Here is a 25,642-nt window from a genome sequence, read left to right as displayed (position 1 = left end):
TTTGTTGCTTTTTAGGGTTAGGTATTTATTGGTAACTTATTATTTGCCCTCTGCCGGCATATAAGTAACTGGACTGCATTGAGCAAATTTAATATCGGGCTTTAGTGGAAATTGATAATCTTGAATAAAGCCATTCAAGAGTTCTTGAAATCTAGCTTCCATTAATGCATTTGGTTTTTCACCTCCCGCACCTAAGAAATTGAATAAGAAGTAATCAATCTTTCCTTCAGGATTGAAGTAAATTCTATTGAAGCACTTCGTCGGTATTTCCCAATCAAAATTATTTTCTTTCAGATAGCTACCTAAATCATACAGTAATTTTTTATAACTATCCATCATCTTCACTTGATCCTCATCACTTGAGAATACTGCCAAGGTTGGATCGGAATGTAAGGCACTCTTATACTCTTTATCCAAATCACTTATTTTTATTCCCTTTGCTTCTGCCGCTTGAAAAGTTAATGCTTCTTTTTGAGCTAGAGCCAAATTGCCACTAATTAGAACAAGAAGGCAAACTCTGATAATGTGTTTCATTGTTTGATAAATTAACTTATTAATTAATCCAAATTAACGCAATTCATAGTTGTCCCGCAAGTTAATTAGTTGTTTTTTCATGATATATACTTTCAGCTCATTTCACTTTTCTAAAATATAGATTGAATGAGTTGAGGAATTTAGCTAATTTCGATGCTTGAAAATACAAAAACAGAAATGAGATACGAGTCAAAAAGAGACCCATTGTATGGAATCATATTTATAATTTTGATCTTATTGATTCTCTTTAGCATGGCTTCTTTGTACTGGGAAGGCGGTGATAATGTCTCTCTTGGTGTAGTTATTCCAACTTATGTATTTTGTTTAGCCGTAATTGGCTTTATTATCTGGATATGGTTCCATACTTATTATGAAATAAAGGATGGTTTTATCTATTATAGATCAGGTCCGATGAAAGGCTTTATTCCAATTAAAAGCATTATTAAAATTACTCAAAATCAAACCATGTACTCGGGCACTAAACCTGCTTTAGCAAGAAATGGGCTAATTATAACCTATAGTAAATGGAATGAAATTTATATCTCTCCTCTCCTTGCAGATGAATTTGTAAAGGAATTAAAGAAGATTAACAAAGGCATTACACTGAAAAAGTAGTTCTACCTAGAAGAATCTAATTAAAATTCTTATTTGACTTTTTCGTAAAAGATATCACTAATATGAGAAAATGAGCTCTTCAGAAAAGAAAATTTCTGATCCACAAATAGACTTAGATCTATTCTTCGAATTGTCGCCTGATTTGATGTGCATCGCAGGTTTCGATGGATACTTCAAAAAGGTGAATTCTTCTTTCATCAACATGATAGGCTATACTTGGGCTGAATTGAAAGCTCGGCCTATTAATGAATATATACACCCTGAAGATAGAATACTTACATCCCAATTTCGAAATGAAATCAAGAAAGGGGTTCCTTTAATAAATTTTGAGAATAGATACATAACAAAGTCCGGCGAAGTTGTTTGGTTGGCTTGGACATCAATGCCCTACGAGAGAAGCGAACTGGTTTATGCAATAGCGAAAAATGTAACTCACAAGAAGAAATTAGAGCAAGATAGAAACATCATTTTATCTCATCTTACCCATATCAATAAAGAAATCAAGCAATTAGGTTATAGGACATCGCATGATTTGAGGTCGCCAGTTAATAATCTTCTTTCTGCTTTTTCATTAATTGATCATTCCAAAATTGAGGATATTGAAACATTAGAATTTTTAGAATTGATTAAAATCTCTGTAGAAGGTCTTAAAAAGAGTCTAAATCACTATACTGATGTGTTAACTGAAAAGACCGAAAGCCAAATTTCAGTTGAGGAATTGCAGTTCAAGGATGCATTTAATGTAGTGGTAAAGTCATTGAAATCACTAATTAAGGATACACAATGCACTATTGATTTCAATTTTGACTTAGCACCAACTATACGATTCAATAAGTATTATTTGGAGAGTATCTTCCTAAACTTGATATCCAATTCTATAAAATACTCCAAAGCTTTTCAAGCACCAGAAATTAAAATTAGAACGAGGAAATTTGATGGATATACAGAATTAATATTTAGCGATAAGGGTCTTGGTTTTGATGTAGAAAAGACAAAAAACAAGATTTTTGGTCTTCATCAAAAATTCCATTCTCACGAGGATAGTAAAGGAATTGGGCTATACTTAATTTATAATTATTTGATAAATCTACATGGAAAAATATCTGTTGAGAGCCAAGTAAATAAAGGTTCAACCTTTACGTTGTCCTTTGTAGATTAAATAATTTCCTTGCCTCAAATTCTATAGATTTCCTTCATCAAATTCTGTTTTGCTTGGGTTAATATGGATGGTATATTTATCAATCTTAAAAAACCCAACCTAAAACATGAAAAGATTTCTTTTACTCTTGCTATTGCTAATCACAATTTTTGCTTGCAATAGCCCACAAACTGATCCTGAACTTACACAATGGGAAAATCGTGCGGAAACGATTGACATCATTCGCGACGATTTTGGGGTTCCGCATATTTATGGCAAAACTGATGCAGATGCTGTTTTTGGTTTACTCTATGCTCAATGCGAAGATGATTTTGCAAGAGTTGAGCGCAATTACATTGTTGCCACAGGTCGTTTGGCTGAAGTTGAGGGAATTGATGCATTATATAGCGACGTGCGTGCTAATCTGTTTATGACTGAAGTAGAAGCTAAGGAAAACTATGAAAACAGTCCTCAATGGCTCAAAGATCTTTGCATTGCTTATGCAGAAGGAATCAATTACTACTTGCATACACACCCTGAAGTGAAGCCAGCTTTAATTACTCGTTTTGAGCCATGGATGCCCATGTACTTTACCGAAGGTTCTATTGGCGGAGATATTGAATCAATTTCCACACGTCGCATTCAAGCTTTCTATGAAGACAATGAATCCCTCGCTATAAATGAACCTGAGCTAGAAGCAGCGCAATGGCTTAAAGAACCTCAAGGCTCAAATGGATTTGCTATTTCCGGAGAATTAACTGAATCTGGAAATGCAATGCTTTTAATCAATCCACATACTTCTTTCTTTTTCCGTGGAGAAGTGCATATGGTAAGTGAAGAAGGTCTTAATGCTTATGGAGCAGTTACTTGGGGGCAATTCTTTATTTACCAAGGATTTAATGAAAAAAATGGCTGGATGCATACTTCTTCTTACACAGATGTGAAAGATGAATTTGTAGAAACCATTGTAGAACAAGATGGAAAGAAAATGTACCAATATGGCGAAGAATTGCGGGAGGTTGAAGAACAAGAAGTAACACTAAAATACAAAGAAGGTGATAGCGTAAAGGAGAAAACTTTCCCTATTTATAGAACTCATCACGGACCAATTACACATCAGATGGATGACAAATGGGTAGCTACAGCGATGATGTGGGAGCCTATCAAAGCATTATCGCAATCTTATATCCGAACCAAAACTGATAACTACGAGGAGTTTTTGGAAATGATGGATATTCGCACAAATTCTTCTAACAATACTGTGTATGCCGATGCCGATGGCAATATTGCTTATTTCCAAGGAAACTTCATTCCAATTCGCAACGTGCAATTCGACTATGCCCAACCAGTTGATGGCAGCAATCCGGCTACTGATTGGAAAGGACTTCACCCAGTGCCAGAAGCTATACAATTGTTAAATCCAGCCAATGGATGGATTCAAAATTGCAATTCCACGCCATTTACCGCTGCATTGGAATACAGTCCTAAGCCAGAAGATTATCCATATTACATGGCCACAGAGCCGGAGAATTTCAGAGGAGTTCATGCCATCAAAGTATTGACCGGTAGTAGTGGATATACTTTGGATAAATTGATAGAAACGGCCTACGATCCTTATTTGCCGGGGTTCGAGTATTTGATTCCAGGTTTGATTGAGGCTTACGATAACTCTGCAAACAAACCAGAGAATCTAAAAGAGCCGATTGAGGTATTGCGCAATTGGGACATGACTACTTCGGAGGAATCTGTAGCGATGTCACTTGCACATTACTATGGAACCATTTATGGGCAAAAAGGCCCAAGACCTGAAGGCTTGAGCCCTATGGAGAGATTCAATTATTTTGGTACAAGTACAGACTATGCTGAGAGATTAGGCATATTTGCTGAGGCTGTAGAAAAAATTGAAACAGACTTTGGCAAATGGGATACTCAATGGAGCGATATAAACCGATACCAAAGATTGGACGGCTCGCCAATTCCTCATTTCGATGATGATGCACCAAGCACACCAATCGGAATGGCATCTGCAAATTGGGGCGCATTAGCATCATTTGGCAGTAGAGGAATATCAAATACCAAGAAAATTTACGGACAGCATGGCAATAGCTTTGTGGCTGTAGTTGAATTTGGTGATAAAGTGAAAGCTAAGAGCCTATTGGCGGGAGGACAAAGCGGCGATCCTAATTCTCCTCATTTCGATGATCAGGTTGATTTGTATAGAAATGGGAAATTTAAGGATGTAGCATTTTACAAAGAAGATGTAGAAGCCAGAGCTAAAGAAACATACAAGCCAGGAAAAAGATAGTAAAATCAAAAGCAAGAATTAATAGCTCTTCTGAATCAATTTAGGAGAGCTATTTTCATTTTATTGAGTGTTGGACTTTACAATATTATCGAGCAAAACGGCTGTTGCAATTCCAGCATTCAATGATTCTGCTCCACCAAAACGAGGGATATTTACTTTTTGAGAAATAAATTTGGCAACTTCTCTGCTTATCCCCTCCGATTCATTGCCAATTACTAATACTCCGGCATTAGGATAATTGATTTTATGAGCATTTTCTCCGTCCAAGAATGCACCCAAAATCGGTATATTTAATTGGTTTAGATACACAGCTAAATCGGTATAGAAAAGCTTTACTCTCAAAAACGAACCCATCGAGCTATTGATCACTTTGGGATTATAAACATCCACTGTATTGCTTGAGCATAGGATTTTGGTGATTCCATACCAATCGGCAATTCGTATTATCGTACCTAAATTACCTGGATCACGAATATCGTCTAAGGCTAAAACCCATTCGTTCTTGATCTCAAACTTTTCATTTGCGGGAATCTTTGCAATGGCAACTGCAGCATTATTTGTTTTGAAAGTGCCGATTTTTTCTAAATCTTTCTCATTGCATAGATGAAGCTCAGCTGGATTTTCGGATATTTGTTTTTCAAACTGTTGAGCAAATACATCCGTTACAAATAGGTGTGTAATTTTAAAATGAGAATTGAGTAATTCTTGAACACTTTTTCCACCTTCTATGAGGAAGGATTGCTCTTGGGTTCTGTATTTCTTTAATTGCAGAGAGTTGGCTAATTTCAATAAATTCTTAGATATCATCGCAAATAAATTTTTCAAGACTACATTATTCCGAAATGGGCTTTTGCTTTTTTCATTACCTATCCTATTGAGCTCCTGCCTCGGCACAAAACAACTCAAAGAAAACGAATATTTACTTTACAGTCAGGAAATAAATGGCAATGAATCATTCGACACGGAGGATTTGGATGATTTATTACTACAACAACCCAACGGTAGAGTTCCTCTTTTGCCCATTTCTATTCCAGTATGGTCTTATCAAGTAGGTTTAAGTAGCTTCGACACAGCTAAGGTTGAGCAAAAGATTGAAGATGTAAAAGCTAAGTATGACGCCAAAATTGAAGAAGCAGGGGACAATACGCGAAAAGAAGTGAAATTGGAAAGAAAACGTGACAACAAACTTCAGCGACTTGAAAGAAAATTGGAAGAGGGTAATTTTCTAATGAGAAGAGGCGAACCTCCCGCCATTTATGACAGCCTACTCACAGAAGACAGTAAAGAACAACTCAGATTACATTATTTTTCTGAAGGATTTTTCAATGCTACTGTTGAATATGACACAACCACAAAGGGAAAACGGCTCTATTTAACATTCAACATTAATGAGACAGAGCCATACACTCTTGATAGTATTTTTTATACTATTCCTGACTCGGCGGTAAGAACCTTAGTATTCGAAAATAATGACAATCGAATTTTAAAAGTAGGCCAAAGATATCAGCAAGAGCTTTTTAATAATGAACGCGATCGCTTAGAAGATTTACTTCGTAACAATGGTTATTTTGATTTTAGTAAACAATACATCGAATACAATATTGACTCAACGTGGACGCAAAATGGTATTGCTACCGAAATAAAAATTAGTAATCCACAAGGCCGCAAGAATCATAAATACTTTGAAGTCGATAGCGTAGTATTTATTACCGATGCAGATGTTGGATTAACTGGAGAAAGAGAAACATACACGCTTAATGATATTACCTACCAATACTATAAGCGCAAGTACAACGAGCGAATATTGGACAACAGAGTTCTAATAAGACCCGATGAACCCTATAGCAGATTGAAGACTTTCAATACTCAGCGTCAGCTTTTTAATCTCGATCTATTCAAGTTTGCCAATATAGTTTATGATACTACAGGCAATAATATGCTTGCAACTATTTATACAAGTCCATTACCCAAATGGCAGATTTCGACTGAAACAGGCGTCAACGTAACACAAGGACTTCCAGGTCCGATGGTCAATTTCACTGTAAGAGATCGAAACGTGCTGAAAACGCTTGGTATATTAGAGTTTAGCGGAAGGTTTGCTGTAGAAGGTGTAGCTGGTGCGGCAACTCAAGAAAGCGTGTACAAAAGCTTAGAATATGGAGCAAATCTTAGTCTAACATTACCTGGCTTTGCCATTCCCTTTGGTCGACGACTCACAAGATATTTTGGAAATACAAATCCTCGAACTAGACTTTCTACCGGATTTAATTATATCAATAGACCTGAGTATAACCGTAATAATATCAACGCTTCTTTTGGCTATCAGTGGCTTACTTCTAAAAACCATAGCTTCACAGTTAATTTGTTAGATGTAAGTATAATTGAATCACAAATTAAATCTGGCGACTTTTCCGATAGATTGGATGAATTAGCGGCTGCAGGAAATAACCTAATTTTCTCGTTCAGGACTTCCTTCTCTAGTAATATGAATGCGCAGGCGATCTTCAATTTCAATAATTACGGAAATAAGGAAACGAAGTCTTCAATGATTAGAGCCTATTTCGAAAGCACAGGTACATTTTTAAATCTATATAGAAATGTGATCGAAAATGATTTAGGTCTTTTTCCATTTCAATTTCTAAAAGGTCAAGTAGAATATAGAAACCATATTCCAATAAACAGGGGAACTCAATTTGCTTGGCGGGTGAATTCTGGTTTGGCATTGACTTATGGTGGCAGTGAAGTTCTTCCATACGAAAAATACTTTTTTGCGGGTGGTAGTAATAGTATTAGAGCATGGGCACCACGCCGATTAGGTCCGGGCTCTTTTGTATTCCGTGGCGAAGATGGCAAGCCAGATTACAGATTTGAGCAGCCAGGTGAAATGTTACTTGAAGCTAGTGCGGAGATCCGACAGCATTTATTTAGCTTCGTACAAGGTGCTTTATTTGTAGATGCAGGCAATGTATGGTATGTAAAAACAGAACCTGTAGAAGGAGGTAGATTCAATGCGGATGATTTTCTCAGCGAAATTGCCATTGGTACTGGACTAGGTTTGCGTTTAGATTTCGATTTTTTGGTTTTAAGGTTTGATGCTGGGATTAAAACCTATGACCCAGCACAAAATCCTGGCGAAAGATGGGTAATCAGAAATCTATCTTGGAAAAGACCTTTCGGAGTAAAAAATCAAACAGTCTGGAATATTGCCATTGGCTATCCATTCTGATTGTCCCTAAACCAGTCTGCATACATGATATAATTGCGGGAGGTTTGGAGAAATGAAGCCGCCATTTCGGAACTGACATCTTTTATCTTCTTGGCGGGCATTCCAGCATAAATGGAATTAGGCTCCACAATAGTTCCTTGTGTAACTACCGCACCAGCAGCAATTACAGCTCCTTCACCCACTACAGCATTATCCATTACAATTGCCCCCATTCCAATCAATACTTTGTCATGAATAGTGCAACCATGCACTATAGCGTTATGACCAATGGATACATTATTACCAATATATGTCGCTGCCTTTTGGTAAGTAGCATGGATCACTGCACCATCTTGAATATTAGTTGCATCACCAATGGTAATATCATTTACATCCCCCCGTACCACTGCGTTAAACCAAATACTGCAATCCTTGCCCATTTTCACTTTTCCTACTATTGTAGCATTTTCAGCCAAATAGCAATTCTCACCAAACTCAGGGCTTATTCCTTCAACCTTTTTTATTAATGCCATACCAAAAATTATTTTACCAAATAGTTGAACAAATTATAAGAGTCATTCGTTTTACGTACAATTGATGTATAAACATCTAATACAAATCATACAAAACAAAAAAAGAACCATGACAAAACAAATTTTAGCGATTATTGCAGTAGGTGGAATGTTTGCATTTACCTCATGTGGCGATAACCAAGGAAACACAGCCGAAACTACCGAAGCACAGGAAGTACAAGAAGTAGCTGCAGAAGCAACAATGCTAAGCGTTGATCCTATGAGCAGCGAAATCACTTGGATCGGTAGCAAGCCAACCGGTAAACACAATGGAACAATCAGTGTAACGGACGGTAATGTTGCATTACAAGGGACTGAAATCACAGGCGGCAACTTTACGATAGACATTACTTCGCTTACTGTATTAGATATGCCAGAAGGTTCTGAAAGTCACGGTAAATTAAGAGGTCACTTAATGTCAGATGATTTTTTCAGTGCTGAAGAATTCCCGACTGCTGAATTCACTATCACTTCATTAAGCCCTTATGATCAAACACAATTAGTTGTGAATGATGAGTTCGAAACAGAAAATACACCTCTGGAAGCTGACGAACACATCATTGACAATCCGACTCACATGGTTTCTGGTAACCTTACAATGAGAGGAACTACTAAAAACATAACTTTTCCAGCTCGAGTGCAAGTAATTGATGGACAAGTAGCAGCTGCTGCTAAATTCAACATCAATCGTACTGATTGGGGTTTACAATACAATAATGAAGCTAACGTAGCTGATAAACTAAAAGACGGTTTCATTTACAATACTGTGAATGTAGGCTTCGAATTAGTAGCTAGATAAGTTTTAGTTTCATAAAGAAATACTTGAAAAGGTCGGATTTATCCGGCCTTTTCTATTTTTACAGAAAATTTGAGCCCATTGACAAAAAGCTACTCAACATCTGATTCTAACTTTTGGAAGAAAGCTTGCTATTGGGCAAATCACAATCATCCATGCTTTGGCTTTTACAATGGTCATGGAATTGAATATCCCCACAAAAGTTTCCCCAAAGTCTTGATGGCTGGGAAAGCATGCAATATCAATCCCGATCTTCCCTCCTTTCCACAATTACAAAAATTTATAGACAAAGGAATTCACCTAGCGGGCTTTTTCGGGTATGATTTGAAAAATGAATTGGAGGATTTAGAAAGTGAAAACCCAAGTTATCATTCCTTTCCAAAGTTATTTTTCTTCGAAGCTGAAGTTATAGTTTCCGTAAAATCTGATTTTGTAGAAATTACTTCCTCTCATCCAGATGAGGTTTTTGAATCGATTTTGGCGCAATCTATTCCATTTACTCAAAGTAAAATTGCAGAGGTTTCGATGAATATGAGTAGAACTGAATATCTAGAAAAAGTAGAGAAAATCAGACAGCATATTTTAGAAGGTGATTTTTATGAATTGAATTTCTGTATCGAATTCAGCTCCATAGCACAAGCTTTTGATCCTATTCAAGCATATTGGCAATTGAGCAAGGAATCTCCAATGCCATTTTCCTGCTTACTGAAAATGGAATTAGATTATTTGGTATGTGCATCACCAGAAAGATTTCTAAAATATGAGAATGGAAAACTTATTTCTCAACCCATAAAAGGCACAATCAGACGTGGCAATGATAATACTGAAGATGAGACTCTCAAAAAGCAATTGCAAGAGAGTGAAAAGGAAATTGCCGAGAATATGATGATTGTAGATTTAGTTCGCAATGATCTCACGCGTTCCTCCATTTTAGGCAGTATCGAGGCTGAAGAATTATTCAAAATCTATAGCTTCGATCAAGTCCATCAAATGATTTCGACCATTACCTCCCGCCTTTCTCCAGATAGAAGTCCTTTAGAGGCAATCGAATTGGCATTCCCTATGGGAAGCATGACTGGCGCTCCAAAAATCATGGCTATGAAAATGATTGAACACTATGAAAATGCTAAACGAAGTATCTTTTCAGGTGCCGCTGGATTCTTTCTGCCCAATGGCAATTTCGATTTCAATGTGATTATCAGAAGTATCTATTATTCTAGCGAATCACAAAAAATCTCATGGCAAGCTGGCAGTGCCATAACTTGGGATTCTGTAGCTGAACAAGAATATGAGGAATGTTTGCTAAAAACTCGTTCAATTCAAAAAATATTAGACGTAAAAATTAAGGAAGATTAATCTGTCATTCTGTCATTCTTATCAATTATCCTTATCTTTGCAATTGGAAAATTGGACACAGTATACGCATGACACAGATTATAAATACATTGGATGTATTGCAGGAAAACAACCAAGAAGCCTGCGAAACAATCAAAACAACCGAAAACTCCAACACAGGAAAAAACCGCAAATTATATATAGAAAGCTATGGCTGCCAGATGAACTTCTCCGACAGCGAAATAGTGAGTTCTATTATGCATAAGGAAGGATTTGATACTACATCGGATCCAGATTCAGCAGATCTTATATTTCTAAATACTTGTAGTATCAGGGAAAAGGCTGAGCAAACCGTAAGAACTCGTCTTCATCAATTCAATAGCCTTAAAAGAAGAAAGCCCGAGCTTGTAATTGGTGTATTGGGCTGTATGGCTGAGCGTCTAAAGGAGCAATTGCTCGAAGAAGAAAAAATTGTTGACATAGTTGCCGGTCCGGATGCTTATCGCGATTTGCCTACACTTATCCAAAGTGCTGATGATGGCCAAAAGGCTGTAAATGTATTTTTGTCTCGTGACGAAACTTATGCTGATATTAGTCCCGTAAGACTGAATAGTAACGGGATTACTGCTTTCATTTCCATAATGCGTGGCTGTGATAATATGTGTTCATTCTGCGTGGTACCTTTTACAAGAGGAAGAGAAAGAAGTAGAGATCCACATTCGATTGTATCTGAAGCAAAAGATTTATTTGAAAAAGGATTCAGAGAAGTTACTCTTTTGGGACAAAATGTAGATTCATACAAATGGTCTCCAGAGCAAAACAATAAAGCTAAACTTGAGAAAATAGAAAAGCGGGAGGAAGTAGAGATTGTAAACTTCGCAAACCTACTTGAAATGGTTGCATTGGTGTCGCCAGATTTGAGGGTGAGGTTTTCCACTTCGCATCCAAAAGACATTACGGATCAAGTGTTAGAAACGATTGCCAAATACGAAAACATCTGCAATTACATTCATCTACCAGCCCAAAGTGGCAATAGTCGTGTGCTAGATTTGATGAACCGTACCTACACGCGCGAATGGTATATCAATAGAGTAGATGCTATCCGCAGAATTATTGGCGAAGATTGTGGCATTTCATCAGATATGATTGCAGGCTTCTGTACAGAAACAGAAGAAGAACATCAAGATACATTGACTTTGATGGACTACGTGAAATACGATTTCTCATATATGTTCTTCTATTCGGAACGCCCTGGAACTTTGGCTGCAAAAAAACTAGAAGATGATATTCCAGAGGAAGTAAAAAAGAGAAGACTTGCTGAAATCATCGCAAAACAGAGAGAACACGGTCATTACAGAAATCAGTTGGAAGTAGGCAAGGTTCATAAGATCCTAATAGAAGGTCCCTCCCGCCGTTCCGAAGATCAACTGCAAGGAAGAACTTCCTCCAACAAAGTAGTGATTTTCTCAAAAGGCAATCACAAAAAAGGAGAATATGTAAATGTGCTGGTGAATGAATGTTCTGCAGCAACTTTATTTGGAACTGTAATAGAAGATTAATCATTAATTTCCATCAACTTGGATATACAAAGTATCAAGCAACGGTTTGGAATTATCGGCCATTCCCCAAAGCTTAATCATGCGATAGAAGTAGCTGCACAAGTAGCTGCTACAGATATGACAGTACTCATTACAGGCGAAAGTGGTAGCGGTAAAGAATCATTTTCCAAAATCATCCATCAGCTTAGCCATCGCAAGCATGGGCAATTTATTGCTGTCAACTGTGGAGCTATTCCTGAAGGAACAATTGATTCTGAACTTTTTGGGCACGAAAAAGGCTCATTTACAGGTGCTCATGAGTCGCGCAAAGGCTATTTTGAAGTTACCAATGGCGGTACTATCTTCCTCGATGAAATCGGCGAAATGCCTTTGGGTACTCAAGCAAGATTGCTAAGAGTCTTAGAAAATGGTGAGTTTATAAAAGTAGGTTCTTCCAAAGTCCTCAAAACTGATGTGCGTGTAATTGCCGCTACCAATATCAATTTGATTGGTGCTGTAGAAAGTGGCAAATTCAGAGAGGATCTCTATTACAGATTAAGCACCATCCCGATATATGTCCCAAGCTTACGAGAAAGAGGTGATGATTCAATACTTCTCTTCAAAAAGTTTGCAGCAGATTTTTCTGAAAAATACAGAGTGAAACCGCTTAAACTTAATGAAGCTGCTGAAAACAGACTTAAGCAATATCGCTTTCCAGGTAATATTCGCCAGTTGAAAAACTTAGTAGAGCAGATGTCTGTACTTGAAATGGAGCGAGACATAGATGAAGCCTGCTTACTAAAGTATTTACCGGAAAATGCACCAAGTACGCCTGCCCTTTTCAAAGGCAGCAATAGTAGTCAGGAAAATTTCAGTGAAAGAGATATTCTCTACAAGGTATTATTTGATTTAAAAAAGGATGTAATTGATCTGAAAAAGCTAGTACATAATTTGCTAAAAGAAGATAGCTATGGTAGAGAAATGATTGGAGATCACCCTGAGTTATTTGATTTCAAACCTACTAGTAACCAAACTGATTCTAGCAATTCTCAAATTCTGATCGGTAATAGAAAAGATGAAGATGAGGATGACTACGAGTTAGCAAAGGTAGAAGATATCCAGCATAGTGAAGAAGATGAATCTCTTTCGTTAGAGAAAAAGGAAAAGGAAATGATTATAAAAGCCTTGAATAGAAATAACAATAAGCGTAAATACGCCGCTGCCGATTTAGGTATTTCAGAACGAACACTTTACAGAAAGATAAAGCAATATGAAATCAATTAAGCATGTTGTTTTTCGTGTAATTGTAGTTCTTGTGGTATCAAGTATTTTTATCACAGGTTGCGGTGTTTATTCATTTACAGGGATTTCCATCGATTATACTCAAATTCAAACTATCTCAATCAGCAATTTTCCTGACGAGTCGGCTAGTGACCCACAATCTGTTGGTGGTCCGTCTAATATGAGTCAAATTTTTTCAGAAAAGCTAAGAGATTATTTTCAGCGAAATACCCAACTGCAATTGGTGCCATCAAATGGAGATTTACATTTGGAAGGTGAAATCAAATCGTACAGAAATAATCCGCAAGCGATTACTTCGGCTGATAGAGCTGGCCAAGGTGATGAAGCCGGTTTGATGAGATTGACCATTTCTGTGAGAGTAAATTATCAGAATACTGTAGACGAAACGGTGAATTTTGACAAGGAATTTAGCTTTTTTGGCGACTATGATCCTCGCCAAACCACCCTTCCAGCAGAAGAACCTCGACTTATCGATTTGATATTCGAACAAATTGTATTCGATATTTTTAATCAATCTGTGGCTACTTGGTAAGCTTTTCACTAATTTGAGGCTCGCAAAAAAATCTTAAACAGTGAAGAAGAAGGAATTACTACATTTATTGACTCATCCTTATCAGATTAGCTTTAAAGAGTTTGAGAAAATGGACAAGATTGTAGCTAAGCATCCTTACTTTTCTACATTGAAAATGATAATGGCTAAAGCTGCTTTGGAGCTAAATCTGCCAGATCAAACTAATAGACTTCATTCTGCGGCTATTGCTTCCCCTGATAGGCTAGTGCTTAAATCATTAATGGAATTTACGCCAGAACAAGCACAGCAATTAAGCTTTACAGAAAAAGAAGATATAATTGATGAAGTTGAAACCATTATAATGGAAGAGACTGGCAATATCGATATGATTGCAGAAATCCATAGAAAAGAACAGCGGGAGGATAAAGAAACTAACGAAATAGAACCCACATTAGCTCCTTCCAAATTCGAAGAGCAAAAGCAAATCATCGACAATTTCATTAAATCCAATATTGGCGGAATCAAACCTAATAGGACGATTGATTCCGAAACAGAAGTTCAAAAGGATTTGTCGTCAGAAAGTGTAAAGCTGTCAGATAATATTGCGAGTGAAAATTTGGCTATAGTATTCGAAAAGCAAGGAAAAAAAGGGAAGGCGATTCGGATTTACGAGAAATTAATTTTGAAATATCCTGAAAAAAGAACTTACTTTGCGGGTCGAATTGAAGAACTGAAAAGAAATTAAAGAATATGTTTACGTTTATTATCGTTTTAATTGTAATTGTTTCTCTACTACTCATCTTGGTAGTATTAGCTCAAAACTCCAAAGGTGGTGTTGGTAGCCAATTTGGTGGAAGCGCAAGTCAAGTTATGGGTGTGAAGAAAACAAGTGATTTCCTTGAGAAACTTACTTGGGGTCTAGCGATCTCATTAATGTTACTAACTGTATCAACCAAATTCATGATTACAGATAGCTTAAAAGATGCAGGCATTACAAGTCCAAATATCCAAAGAGCGACAGAACAAGGAACACTTCCAACATTTGAAAATCAAGAGCAAACTCCTCCTACTGAAAATTTGGAAGAGCTTATTGAAGAAGTTACTGAGGGTGATACTACAGGCGGAGAATAATTTCCCTCCCGCCTTTTTAAAAATACATGAGAGCAGCCCAAAAAGCTGCTCTTTTTTATTGTCCACATTTGAGCGAATTTTTAAAATCTCAATGATGAATTGACGCTAAAATCTTCCCTAAAATATAGCCTGACATACAAAAACTGACAATTTGTGTAGAAAGACTGACAGCAAAGGCAATGGCATAAAAAGTGCAATGAGGGAGCCGTATTCTAATACAATAATTAACAATCAAAATATCTAACCATTATGTCTAAAATTAACATTAAACCTTTAGCAGATCGCGTTATCGTAGAGCCTGCACAGGCGGAAGAAAAAACAGCTTCAGGATTAATTATTCCAGACTCTGCCAAAGAAAAACCTCAAAGAGGAACCATACTGGCAGTAGGCGATGGTAAAAAAGATGAGCCACTCACTGTGAAAGCTGGCGATACTGTGCTTTATGGCAAATATGCTGGCACTGAGATCACTATTGATGGGAAAGATCTTCTTATCATGCGTGAGTCTGATATCTTCGCTATCGTTTAATCAAACAAAACTTAAAATTTTAAATTAGAATCAACTATGTCAAAATTGATTTATTTCGATCAGAAAGCTAGAGAATCTCTAAAAAAAGGAGTTGATACTCTTGCTAATGCAGTGAAAGTAACTTTGGGACCAAAAGGTCGCAATGTGATAATCGATAAGAAATTTGGTGCACCAGCAGTTACAAAAGATGGTGTAACAGTAGCAAAGGAAATTGAATTGAAAGACCCTGTGGAAAACATGGGTGCTCAATTGGTGAAAGAAGTAGCTTCTAAAACAGCTGACAACGCTGGTGATGGTACTACTACTGCAACAGTACTTGCGCAGTCTATCTTCACTCACGGTATCAAAAACGTGACTGCAGGCGCTAATCCAATGGATCTGAAAAGAGGTATCGACAAAGCAGTAATTGCTGTTGTTGAAAACCTGAAGAAGCAATCAAAAACAATTGATACTTCTAAAGAAATAGAACAAGTTGCTACTATATCTGCCAACAACGATTCAGCTATCGGTAAAATGATTGCAGATGCGATGGACAAAGTAGGTAAAGACGGCGTAATTACTGTAGAAGAAGCAAAAGGTACCGAAACTGAAGTGAAAACTGTAGAAGGTATGCAGTTCGATCGTGGTTACTTATCTCCATACTTCGTGACCAACTCTGAAAAGATGGAAGCTGAATTGGAGAATCCATATATCCTTATTTATGACAAGAAGATTTCCTCAATGAAGGAGCTTCTTCCAATTCTTGAGCCTGTAGCGCAAACTGGCAAACCTCTTTTGATTATCTCTGAAGATGTAGAAGGTGAAGCTTTGGCTACTTTGGTTGTAAACAAAATCCGTGGCGCACTGAAAGTTGCTGCAGTGAAAGCTCCAGGCTTCGGCGACCGTCGTAAAGCAATGCTTGAGGATATTGCTATCCTTACTGGTGGTACAGTAATTTCTGAAGAAAGAGGTTACAAACTAGAAAACGCTACACTTGACTACCTAGGTACTGCTGATAAAGTAAATATTGATAAGGATAACACTACAATTGTAAATGGTGCTGGTAAAGCTGACCATATCAAAGCTAGAGTTAACGAAATCAAAGCTCAGATTGAGAAAACTACTTCTGACTACGACAAAGAAAAACTACAAGAAAGACTTGCTAAGCTTTCTGGTGGTGTAGCTATCCTTTACATTGGTGCTGCTACTGAAGTAGAAATGAAAGAGAAGAAAGATAGAGTAGATGATGCATTGCACGCAACTCGTGCCGCTGTACGCGAAGGTGTAGTTGCGGGTGGTGGTATTGCGCTACTTCGCGCTATCGACTCTCTAGACAAAGTAAAAACGCATAATGAAGATGAAGCAATCGGTGTAAATATTATCCGTTTAGCTCTTGAATCTCCACTACGCACTATCGTTCAAAATGCAGGTGCAGAAGGCTCGGTAGTTATTAATAAAGTAAGAGAAGGTAAAGGTGATTACGGCTACAACGCTCGTGAAGACATTTACGAAAACCTAATTGCTGCTGGTGTAATTGACCCAACAATGGTTACACGTATGGCTCTTGAGAATGCCGCTTCTATCTCTTCTCTCCTACTTACTACAGAATGTGTAGTTGCGGATGATCCAGAAGAAAAAGAAAATGCTATGCCTCCAATGGGTGGCGGTGGCATGGGTGGAATGATGTAATAATCAACCCAACCATATACATATATAGCCCTGGTAGAGAAATCTATCAGGGCTTTTTTGTGATTTTTGGTTTCCTGATGCCACAAACAGATCGCTCCGATGGAGCTGTGGGAATGGGAATATCTTTATTGCTACAAACGGGTCGCTCCTACGGAGCTAGCTAGTTACATGGAAGAATAAATGTACAATTCCATAGAAGCACCGAGATCTGTTTTTTTTGCTCCATAAGAGCGATTTATTTGTAGCTCTTCTCTATAGGCGAAATATCTTCGTAGCTCCATCGGACTGTTTGTGGCTCAGCAAACAACCCTAAATTATGATGTTTAGCTCCATAGGAGCATTCTGTTTGTAGTACTATAGTGTAAAATATCTTTCTAGCTCCGTAGGAGTGACCTGTCTATAGCTGTTTATTACCCTAATTCAACCAATCGAATAAATATTTTTCATCATAATCAATTTCAAATTTTTTCAAAAAGTCTAAATACTCTTCCCGAAATGTTTTCTTTTTATGATGTTCTTCTTGATTTGAAATATATTTTATCACCGCATCAATTTGACTTTTTGAATACGAAAATGCGCCATAGCCTTCTTGCCAACTAAATTTTCCAGTCATCCAACGATTATCCGACATGAATTTTGATGAACCTGCCTTGATATCTCTTACTAATTCTGAAACTCTAATATTCGGGTTTAAGCCTACCAATAAATGGACATGATCTGGCATGGCAAAAATGGACAGAAGTTTTTGACCTCGAAGGGTAATAATTCCTGAAATGTATTTTTGTAATTCTTCACGGTGTTTTTTTGGAATGAGGCTTTGACGACCTTTTACCGCAAATACAATTTGAATGTAGATTTGTGAATAGGTATTAGCCATAACATTATGGTTTGCCACCTTTTTGGATTCGGTGATTGCTTTTTCACAAAGCTTATACGAACATGTTGTTTTTCATTAAGCTATTATTCAGCCACAATAGCAATGCGCTAAATTCGAGCTGAATGTTAATTTAATTATTTGGTGTCAATTTTCAATTAAATTTTCATTAAAAATGCCTGTTCTAATTCCCGAACATACAGGTCGCTCCTATGGAGCTGGGTTGGTGGGAAGATCCTTATTGCTACAAACAGGACGCTCCTATGGAGCTGTGGGAATGGGAATATCTTTATTGCTACAAACGGGTCGCTCCTACGGAGCTATTGATGGGATAATCTTGCTACAAGCAGATCGCTCCTATGGAGCTGTGGCTTTGGAAATTTCCTTGTAGCTACAGACAGCATGCTTCTACAGAGCTGTGGCAGTGGGAAATGTCTTTAATGCTACAAAATTAGTTCGCTTCGATGGAGCTGGTAGAAATAATATGGATGAAATATCCTTGTAGGTTCGTCACAATTTCTGCTCTGAAAACAGATATAATTAGTAATACTAGCTCCGTAGGAAAATTCTGGTTGGTCACTCCTATTGGACAAAATATCCTTGTAGCTCCGTAAGAGTGCTGTTGGTAAAAACTAAATCCAACCCTAACGGAATTAGCTCCGTAGGAGCGGCCTGTATGTTAAATATCAAATTTTATCCAATAGCTTCATCGAACAGTTTATAGCTCAGCAAACAACCTAAATTATGATTAGCTCCCTAGGAGCGTCCTGTTTGTAGAAAACCAAATTCATTCTAATTTTATTTTATTGAGCTCCGTCGGAGCGACCTGTTTGCAGCTTTGCCAATTACATATTTAACAAATCCTCTTGCTCATATTAACAATATTTCATCAATTAGCTTATATTTAGATATCAAAGCCTTGTAAAATAAAATATTATGAAAAAGCCACTAAAAAAGGAAGATGTAAAACAGGAAGTATTTGATCTATATGATGCCTATGCTCATAATAAAATTAATAGAAGGGAATTTATGGAGAAGCTTTCTCTATATACAGCGGGAGGTATTACAGCTGCGTCCTTAATGAGTTTTATGCTGCCTGATTATGTAAAAACAAAGCGTTTTGATAACAAGGATGAGCGCTTACGTGCAGAATATATCACTTATTCCTCACCCAAAGGTGCTGGAGAAATGAAAGCATTATTTACGAGGCCGTCTGAAGCCAGTGGAAAATTACCTGGTATATTGGTAGTACATGAAAATAGAGGGCTAAACCCTTACATTGAAGATGTGGCGCATCAATGTGCTATAGATGGTTTTATTGCTTTAGCTCCAGATGCCCTTACTCCTTTTGGTGGTTATCCTGGTACTGATGATGAAGGACGCACCATGCAATCCAAACGTAATAGAGATGAGATGTTAGAAGATTTCATTGCAGGATATGAAGCTTTAAAAAACCACCCTGAATGTAATGGCAATGTAGGTGTCGTAGGTTTTTGCTTTGGTGGCTGGATTTCAAATATGATGGCAGTACGCGTTCCAGGTTTGAAAGCAGCTGTTCCCTATTATGGCAGCCAAGCATCTGCAGAGGATGTTCCTTCCATTCAGGCTCCATTGCAACTTCATTATGCATCTCTAGACACAAGAGTAAATGCCGGTTGGGAAGACTATAAAAAAGCCTTAGATGCAAATGGCAAATCCTATGAAGTCCATTTTTATGAAGGACTGAATCATGGTTTCCATAATCATAGCACACCGCGATACGATGAGGAAGGTGCGAAATTAGCTTGGTCGCGAACTGTCGCTTTTTTTAGAAAGAATTTGGGTTGAAAAAACCTAGTTGCTACGAGCAGTTTCGAAATGAATAGTGATTTATTTTTAAAGCCCTGATAGTGAAACCTGTCTGGGCTTTTTTTATTGAAAATCAGCAAATGTCTTTACTAATGGTATTTGATTAGGATCAATAAGAAAATTGGATTTTTATTGACACATGCAATTGGGTCAATCAATCGTGAAATACATAAACAAAAAAAGGCAGTTACGATTTAACGTAACTGCCTTATTATCAAGAGCCTCCTGTCGGGATCGAACCAACGACCTACTGATTACAAGTCAGTTGCTCTACCAGCTGAGCTAAGGAGGCCTTCTACTGAATCAGGAAATTTTAGCTTTTTGACTGCCGTGTTTCCCGTTTAGCGAGTGCAAATGTAGGAAAGCTGTTTTTTGTTGCAAAGGATTTTTTAACTTTTTTTTCAAAGTTCTTTCAAAACCTCAAGTTGACGTCTCAACTCGTCAGCTTCTTCTTGAGCTTTCTCAATTCTTACTTCAAAATCCTTTTTAAGCTTGTCTGCTTGCAATGAATTGGCAAAGAACTCAAGATTGTTTTTCCATAAGGAAATATCGTTCTCAATGGCTTGAATTCTTTTTCTAATGCCTCCCTCCTTCTGATTAATCTTGCGATTAGCATCAGGCTCAGTTTTGAGCTTATAAAGTTTCACTTTTACTTTAAGCTGATCAACATCTTCTTGATCCAAACCTTTCAATGAGCCGGCATAAGCTTCGATGGCACTATTGAATCTATTCTGAATCTTACGGATATTTTCTTTTGGCACAAAGCCAATGGTAGACCATCTATGTAGATATGTTTCTATTAAGTCCGAATCTGCCTTGCCTGCTTTGGCTGCAGTTTCTAACTCCTCGCAGAGGGCTTCTTTTTGCTTCAAATTCTCTACATACTCCTGCTCACCTATTTTGGCTTGCTCTCTACGCTTAGAGAAGAAAGTATCACAAGCTTTTTTGAACTTCTTATAAATACTGTCCTTCACCTTTTCGGGTACTGGACCTATTTCTCTCCATTCTGCTTGAAGCTTTTTAAGTGCTTGAGCCGTTTTATCAAACTCATCGCTTTGAGAAAGCTCAACTGCCTTTTCAACCAATGCATTTTTCAATGCTAGGTTCTCTTCTCTTTTCGCCTCTAAGTTTTTGAAAAATTGGTTCTTATTTTGGAAGAAACCTTTAAATGAAGACCAAAACTGCTTATTTACTTCCTTAGCTTTCTCTTTCGGCATTCCGCCAACTGCTTCCCACTTCTTTTGTAGCTCTAGCAATTCTTTCGTTTTCGCATTCCATTCATTGATTCTTTCTGAATCAAAACTTAAAAATGCTTCAACTTCTTTTACTAATTCTACCTTTTTGTCAAGATTTGCGAAAAGCTCCTTTTTAACTACTTCGTTAAATTGCTTGCGTTTGGCATATATCTTATCTGAAGCATTTTTAAAGCGATCCCAAAGGGCTTGCTGCTCTTCTTGTGGTACAGGGCCAATATGCTTAAATTCTTCGTGCAGATCGTTTAATTCACGAATAGCAACACGAATATCTTTTTCATCATCTAGCTTTTCTGCTTTCTCACAGATTTCAGCTTTTGCTTCTAGATTTTTCTTTCTGTCAAGCTCCTTAAGCTCGAAGTATATTGTGCGCTGATCATAGAAACGATCCATTAATGCATTATAACTCGCCCAAAGTGGTTTTAATTGAGCCGCAGGTATTTGGCCAATTTTTTTCCACTCATTCTGAATTTCTTTGATCGCCTTAATACTTGTTACTGTTTCTTCACCATCTACTAGCTCTCTCAATTTCTCAAGAACGGTATTTTTGGCTTTTAAATTATCAGTACGTTCTTTTTCTATTTGATGAAAATGCTGGCTTTTCTTTTCTCGCAATGACTTAAGACTGACTTCAATTCGCTGGATTTCTTCATCCCAATGCATTTCGAAGTCATCTTCTACTCCACCTTCAGCAACAAATTTGTCAAGAGCTTCCTTTTGCAATTTGTCCTTCTGCTCGTAAAAAATTGGTTGAACGGCTTTACTAATTTCATTTACCTTTTTGAAATCACTACTTGATAACAATCCCTCAAGCAATTCTGCAATCTGAGCATTAGACATATCATGATAGTCTACTTCAGTGTCATCATCTTGACTATTAGAATCATCGTCAGAAGAATCATCTTCTTCCTGATTTTGCTCTGCCTCAGCTTTCGGTTCTGAATTAGCTTCTACAGCAGGTTCTGCTGGAGTTTCTACTTTCGCTTCCGACTCAGCTTCTGCTACAGGTTCAGTAGGTGTTTCTGATTTATCATCAGAATCTTCACTTTTAGTCTCCTCATTTTCAGATTTTTGCTCATCTTTAACTTCAGAGTTACTTTCAGTGTTTTCTACACTTTTCTGCTCTTCTTGATTACCATCCATAGCCTTTTCAGCTGATGTGTTTTCCGGTTGGTCTACCGTTCCGTTCTTATCCAATTCTTCGTTATTTTCTTTTTCCGTCGTCATGTCTATTCCAAATTCCTTGACAAATTAAGCATCAAAATTATAAAAAGCATTTAATTTAGTCGTGGATCGGTTGGGTAATTTGCAATTACTTTAAATTCCCCTCCCATACTCCTTAAAACCTCCCGCCATTGTTGCTCCGATTCTAGATCGAAAAGTAAACTTGGGTCTGGTTTTTTTTGCACTATCCAAGACCCTTCTCCCATTTCTGTATCCAGTTGTCCATCAGACCAGCCCGAATATCCTACAAAAAAGCGGATGTCCTGGCCAGCAATCACTTTATTTTCCATCTTAGAAAGTAATTGATCAAAATTGCCTCCCCAATATATATTATCAGCAATTTCTACCGAACCTTCAATCCCTTTATCCCCTCTTAAGATGAAATGTAATGTATTTTGTTCTACAGGACCGCCAACAAATACTTTTTCTTCACAAAACTCTGCAATATCGAGAATATCACAGACTTTCACTTCAGTTGGCCGATTAATTATAAATCCAAAAGACCCTTCTTCATTATGCTCACATAAATATACCACTGTCCGTCCAAAATTTGGATCGTTCATAAATGGTTCGGAAATTAAGAAATCTCCTCTTTTCGGTTTATGAATATTACTTGGTTTCATGAGCATAATTAAAAATATTTAAGTCTCTCTCGCCGAAACATAGGATATTCCACTTGAAAATCAAAAAGTAAAATTCCTCCCGCTTTCTTGGAGGTAAATGAAAATGAAAGCTTTGAAACAAATTGATTAATAAGTGATATTATAAATACCTCTTTTTTACTTTTGTACGAGTTATATAGAATACATATTGGAGATATGAATAAAGACATCGCAGCAATTAGACAAGAATACACCTTGAAGAGCTTGGACGAGCGGGAGGTTAGTAAGGATCCTATTGAGCAGTTTAACAATTGGTTGACTGAAGCACTGGATTCTTTACTCCATGAACCTACAGCAATGCATATAGCAACTGTTGATGATAAAGGAAGACCTTCTGGCAGAATCGTACTATTGAAAGGTGTCGAAAATAATGGTTTGGTGTTTTATACAAACTATGATAGTCGTAAAGGAAAGGAACTGATAAAACACCCTCAAGCTTGCATTACTTTCTTTTGGCCGGAGCTAGAAAGACAAATTCGAATCGAAGGTGTTGTAGAAAAGGTATCTCCTGAAATGTCAGATGAATATTTTAATTCCAGACCCGTTTCTAGCAGATTGGGCGCAATTGCTTCACCTCAAAGCAAGAAAATAAAATCGAGAGATACGCTTGAAGCTGAATTCTCGAAAGTGATTGATTCTTTCAAAGATCGTGAAATAGTCAGACCTGAGAATTGGGGTGGATTTATTCTAAAGCCTGATTATTTCGAATTTTGGCAAGGCCGCTCAAGCAGACTTCATGATAGAATAGTGTATGAGCAAAATGAAAATTCTAAAGATTGGACCATAGGCCGTCTTGCGCCTTAAGTTAAGTCAAATAGATTTTTTACGCCTATTTTCCGAGCAACGGTAAAACCCTCGCCATACTTGCTATTGATAGCATGGCCAAATTCCTTGGCTCTAGCTTCAAGGAAGTTCATAAATTCAGGACTTGATATAAACGACTGAGGCTCTTTACTATTGGGATCGAAGAATTGTGATTTGAAAGCTTTAATAGAGGCTAACTTTCCTTCCCAATGTTCAGATATATCCACGATCACATCTGGATTTATATAATTATTTTGGATGTAATGGTAAACCACTTTTGGTCTCCATGGCTCTTGCAATTCGCCATCAAGCTCAGTTGCAACCATTCTAAGTCCTGAAATAAATATTGCATCGCGTACTACGTCTGCTCCTTTTCCATGATCTGGATGTCTGTCTGAAATGGCGTTGGCAAACACAATTTCAGGCTGATATTTGCGGATCATTTTTACAATTTCAAGCTGATGCTCCTTATCATTCACAAAAAAGCCGTCTTTGAATCCTAGATTTTCACGAGCATGAATTCCCATTATTTTTGAAGCAGCTTCTGATTCTTTTAAGCGAATTTCCGGTGTACCTCTTGTTCCTAATTCACCTCTTGTTAAATCAACAATCCCAACTTTATAACCTTGCTTTATATGAGAGATGATTGTTCCACTACAAGATAATTCTATATCGTCAGGATGACTTGCAAATGCTAGTATGTCTAATTTCATTGTTTAAAATTTAAGCTAAGATAGGTTTTGAGTTTTTAATTAACTCTTAAACTTTGGCCAATTCTTAGGGTACTATTTCTGGATATACCATTTAATGAGGCAATTTTATTTATGGAAACACCGTATCTCCTACTAATATGACTTAAAGTGTCGCCACTTTTCACTCTATGCCAGACGATTTTGCGTGCTTCCTTTATATAATCAAAAAGGCCAGAATGGATTTGTAAATCTTTGACTAATAAGTTTCCTTTTTCAAAATCATAGATTGATTTTGGATTGATGGCATTACCTAGATATCTGAGTTCAAAATGAAGATGTGGCCCGGTACTTCGACCTGTATTCCCTCCTAGTCCAATTAGATCGCCGGCTTTTACTTCATCTCCAACACTTACTAGAAATTTTGATAAGTGTCCATATAATGATTCCAATCCATTGGCATGCCTTAGAACCAAGTAGTTGCCATATCCATTTCTTTCGTATTGTCGAACTCTAACAATCCCATCGAAAGCTGCCACTATGCTATCTCCTACATTTAAAGATAAGTCTTGTCCATAATGCCACCGAAGTCTACGGAACCCAAAGTCAGAGCTAATTCTATTAACTTTAATTGGCATTGCCCATTTCCTTCCAGCAAGGGTATCGAACAATGCCAAAGTAAGCGTATCAGTCAATTTTGTAACATCTACATCGTAGGGATTAAGCTTAAATGAATCCCAGACAGAAAAGTATTCATAAGAGCTAACCCAAACGCAATCAATTTTCAACTCTTCAGTGATTGAAACATACTTTGGAGTATTATCAATCCAATTGGTTGAATCTTCAGCTAGTAAACTTCGCTCCTTCTTTAAAAAGTTTTCAAATTCAATTAAACTCTCTCTAAGTTTTGAATCGATATCTACTTGATCCAATTCATAATAAAAAGGATCTTCAGCTACCGGAATAGGCTCGGCATTTAAGCGAATTACATCGCTTGTTGTCTTTTTTCTTTGCTTTTTTTGGGCAAAAGTAGGGTTTGAACCAATAAGAATGAGAAGACAAATCACAATAAAAGGTGTCCATCTTCTCATTAAATTTTGTTTCATTTAG

General features: G+C 37.2%; 24 protein-coding genes and 1 tRNA gene. 16 read left to right on the top strand and 9 right to left on the bottom strand.

Going from position 1 to position 25,642, the window contains the following annotated elements; genetic code table 11:
• Positions 1 to 39: 39 nt before the first annotated feature.
• Positions 40 to 534, bottom strand: a complete 495-nt coding sequence (locus ACOXY8_RS01025; protein ID WP_458329694.1) for a hypothetical protein — start codon at positions 532 to 534, stop codon at positions 40 to 42.
• A gap of 177 nt (positions 535 to 711) precedes the next feature.
• Here ACOXY8_RS01025 and ACOXY8_RS01020 point away from each other — a divergent pair, with 177 nt between their 5' ends.
• From ACOXY8_RS01020 to ACOXY8_RS01010, 3 genes are all read left to right on the top strand, one after another.
• Positions 712 to 1,149: a PH domain-containing protein gene (locus tag ACOXY8_RS01020; protein WP_458329693.1), complete on the top strand. Its 438-nt coding sequence runs from the start codon at positions 712 to 714 to the stop codon at positions 1,147 to 1,149.
• 70 nt (positions 1,150 to 1,219) lie between these two features.
• Entirely contained in the window at positions 1,220 to 2,308 is a 1,089-nt protein-coding gene (locus ACOXY8_RS01015; protein WP_458329692.1) for a PAS domain-containing sensor histidine kinase, read from the top strand.
• Between the two features lie 106 nt (positions 2,309 to 2,414).
• Positions 2,415 to 4,592, top strand: a complete 2,178-nt coding sequence (locus tag ACOXY8_RS01010; protein WP_458329691.1) for an acylase — start codon at positions 2,415 to 2,417, stop codon at positions 4,590 to 4,592.
• Between the two features lie 60 nt (positions 4,593 to 4,652).
• Here ACOXY8_RS01010 and ACOXY8_RS01005 read toward each other — a convergent pair whose 3' ends face one another.
• Positions 4,653 to 5,399: a TrmH family RNA methyltransferase gene (locus tag ACOXY8_RS01005; protein ID WP_458329690.1), complete on the bottom strand. Its 747-nt coding sequence runs from the start codon at positions 5,397 to 5,399 to the stop codon at positions 4,653 to 4,655.
• A 67-nt stretch (positions 5,400 to 5,466) separates the two neighbouring features.
• On the opposite strand from ACOXY8_RS01005, the gene tamL reads away from it, so the two are divergent.
• Positions 5,467 to 7,818, top strand: a complete 2,352-nt coding sequence (tamL, locus tag ACOXY8_RS01000; protein ID WP_458329689.1) for a translocation and assembly module lipoprotein TamL — start codon at positions 5,467 to 5,469, stop codon at positions 7,816 to 7,818.
• Here tamL and ACOXY8_RS00995 read toward each other — a convergent pair.
• Positions 7,806 to 8,330 carry a gamma carbonic anhydrase family protein gene (locus ACOXY8_RS00995; RefSeq protein ID WP_458329688.1) on the bottom strand — a complete coding sequence of 175 codons (525 nt, stop codon included), beginning with the start codon at positions 8,328 to 8,330 and terminating at the stop codon, positions 7,806 to 7,808. The two genes, tamL and ACOXY8_RS00995, sit on opposite strands and share 13 nt — an antisense overlap.
• A gap of 109 nt (positions 8,331 to 8,439) precedes the next feature.
• Between ACOXY8_RS00995 and ACOXY8_RS00990 the strand changes: the two genes are divergently transcribed.
• From ACOXY8_RS00990 to groL, 9 genes are all read left to right on the top strand, one after another.
• The gene (locus ACOXY8_RS00990; RefSeq protein ID WP_458329687.1) at positions 8,440 to 9,168 is read left to right on the top strand and encodes a YceI family protein; all 729 of its coding nucleotides are present in this window, start codon (positions 8,440 to 8,442) and stop codon (positions 9,166 to 9,168) included.
• A 216-nt stretch (positions 9,169 to 9,384) separates the two neighbouring features.
• A complete protein-coding gene (locus ACOXY8_RS00985; protein ID WP_458329686.1) occupies positions 9,385 to 10,521 on the top strand; it encodes an anthranilate synthase component I family protein in 1,137 nt (378 codons plus the stop codon).
• Between the two features lie 68 nt (positions 10,522 to 10,589).
• The gene (miaB, locus tag ACOXY8_RS00980) at positions 10,590 to 12,059 is read left to right on the top strand and encodes a tRNA (N6-isopentenyl adenosine(37)-C2)-methylthiotransferase MiaB (protein ID WP_458329685.1); all 1,470 of its coding nucleotides are present in this window, start codon (positions 10,590 to 10,592) and stop codon (positions 12,057 to 12,059) included.
• 18 nt (positions 12,060 to 12,077) lie between these two features.
• On the top strand, positions 12,078 to 13,322 hold the full coding sequence (locus tag ACOXY8_RS00975) for a sigma-54 interaction domain-containing protein (protein WP_458329684.1): 1,245 nt from the start codon (positions 12,078 to 12,080) through the stop codon (positions 13,320 to 13,322).
• Complete coding sequence (locus tag ACOXY8_RS00970) at positions 13,309 to 13,872, top strand: LptE family protein (RefSeq protein ID WP_458329683.1); 564 nt, start codon at positions 13,309 to 13,311, stop codon at positions 13,870 to 13,872. The genes ACOXY8_RS00975 and ACOXY8_RS00970 overlap by 14 nt, the downstream gene beginning before the upstream one ends.
• 40 nt (positions 13,873 to 13,912) lie before the next feature.
• Positions 13,913 to 14,596: a tetratricopeptide repeat protein gene (locus ACOXY8_RS00965; protein WP_458329682.1), complete on the top strand. Its 684-nt coding sequence runs from the start codon at positions 13,913 to 13,915 to the stop codon at positions 14,594 to 14,596.
• A gap of 5 nt (positions 14,597 to 14,601) precedes the next feature.
• Complete coding sequence (secG, locus tag ACOXY8_RS00960) at positions 14,602 to 14,982, top strand: preprotein translocase subunit SecG (RefSeq protein ID WP_458329681.1); 381 nt, start codon at positions 14,602 to 14,604, stop codon at positions 14,980 to 14,982.
• 249 nt (positions 14,983 to 15,231) lie between these two features.
• Complete coding sequence (locus ACOXY8_RS00955) at positions 15,232 to 15,510, top strand: co-chaperone GroES (RefSeq protein ID WP_458329680.1); 279 nt, start codon at positions 15,232 to 15,234, stop codon at positions 15,508 to 15,510.
• Between the two features lie 36 nt (positions 15,511 to 15,546).
• A complete protein-coding gene (gene groL, locus ACOXY8_RS00950; RefSeq protein ID WP_458329679.1) occupies positions 15,547 to 17,178 on the top strand; it encodes a chaperonin GroEL in 1,632 nt (543 codons plus the stop codon).
• Between the two features lie 415 nt (positions 17,179 to 17,593).
• On the opposite strand, the gene tnpA is transcribed toward groL, so the two are convergent.
• Positions 17,594 to 18,055, bottom strand: a complete 462-nt coding sequence (gene tnpA, locus ACOXY8_RS00945) for an IS200/IS605 family transposase (RefSeq protein ID WP_458329678.1) — start codon at positions 18,053 to 18,055, stop codon at positions 17,594 to 17,596.
• A gap of 172 nt (positions 18,056 to 18,227) precedes the next feature.
• Between tnpA and ACOXY8_RS00940 the strand changes: the two genes are divergently transcribed.
• The gene (locus ACOXY8_RS00940; RefSeq protein ID WP_458329677.1) at positions 18,228 to 18,443 is read left to right on the top strand and encodes a hypothetical protein; all 216 of its coding nucleotides are present in this window, start codon (positions 18,228 to 18,230) and stop codon (positions 18,441 to 18,443) included.
• A gap of 545 nt (positions 18,444 to 18,988) precedes the next feature.
• Entirely contained in the window at positions 18,989 to 19,879 is an 891-nt protein-coding gene (locus ACOXY8_RS00935; RefSeq protein ID WP_458329676.1) for a dienelactone hydrolase family protein, read from the top strand.
• Positions 19,880 to 20,119: 240 nt separating this feature from the next.
• On the opposite strand, the gene ACOXY8_RS00930 is transcribed toward ACOXY8_RS00935, so the two are convergent.
• From ACOXY8_RS00930 to ACOXY8_RS00920, 3 genes are all read right to left on the bottom strand, one after another.
• Positions 20,120 to 20,192: transfer RNA gene (locus tag ACOXY8_RS00930), tRNA-Thr, on the bottom strand.
• Between the two features lie 109 nt (positions 20,193 to 20,301).
• A complete protein-coding gene (locus ACOXY8_RS00925) occupies positions 20,302 to 22,380 on the bottom strand; it encodes a DUF349 domain-containing protein (RefSeq protein ID WP_458329675.1) in 2,079 nt (692 codons plus the stop codon).
• 50 nt (positions 22,381 to 22,430) lie between these two features.
• Positions 22,431 to 23,006 carry a YqgE/AlgH family protein gene (locus tag ACOXY8_RS00920; protein ID WP_458329674.1) on the bottom strand — a complete coding sequence of 192 codons (576 nt, stop codon included), beginning with the start codon at positions 23,004 to 23,006 and terminating at the stop codon, positions 22,431 to 22,433.
• 189 nt (positions 23,007 to 23,195) lie between these two features.
• Here ACOXY8_RS00920 and pdxH point away from each other — a divergent pair, with 189 nt between their 5' ends.
• Positions 23,196 to 23,843, top strand: coding sequence for a pyridoxamine 5'-phosphate oxidase (gene pdxH, locus ACOXY8_RS00915; RefSeq protein WP_458329673.1), 648 nt, complete (start codon positions 23,196 to 23,198; stop codon positions 23,841 to 23,843).
• Here the strand turns inward: pdxH and bshB1 are convergent.
• Together bshB1 and ACOXY8_RS00905 are read right to left on the bottom strand one after the other, a co-directional pair.
• Positions 23,840 to 24,556, bottom strand: a complete 717-nt coding sequence (bshB1, locus tag ACOXY8_RS00910) for a bacillithiol biosynthesis deacetylase BshB1 (RefSeq protein ID WP_458329672.1) — start codon at positions 24,554 to 24,556, stop codon at positions 23,840 to 23,842. The genes pdxH and bshB1 overlap by 4 nt on opposite strands.
• Before the next feature lie 35 nt (positions 24,557 to 24,591).
• On the bottom strand, positions 24,592 to 25,638 hold the full coding sequence (locus ACOXY8_RS00905) for a peptidoglycan DD-metalloendopeptidase family protein (protein ID WP_458329671.1): 1,047 nt from the start codon (positions 25,636 to 25,638) through the stop codon (positions 24,592 to 24,594).
• Positions 25,639 to 25,642 lie beyond the last annotated feature (4 nt).

This window comes from Peijinzhouia sedimentorum (assembly GCF_049340005.1).
In the GTDB taxonomy this organism is placed as follows: Bacteria; Bacteroidota; Bacteroidia; order Cytophagales; family Cyclobacteriaceae; genus CAXBDP01.
Note: the sequence above shows the minus strand (reverse complement) of the source record. Positions and strands in the feature narration are given on the sequence as shown.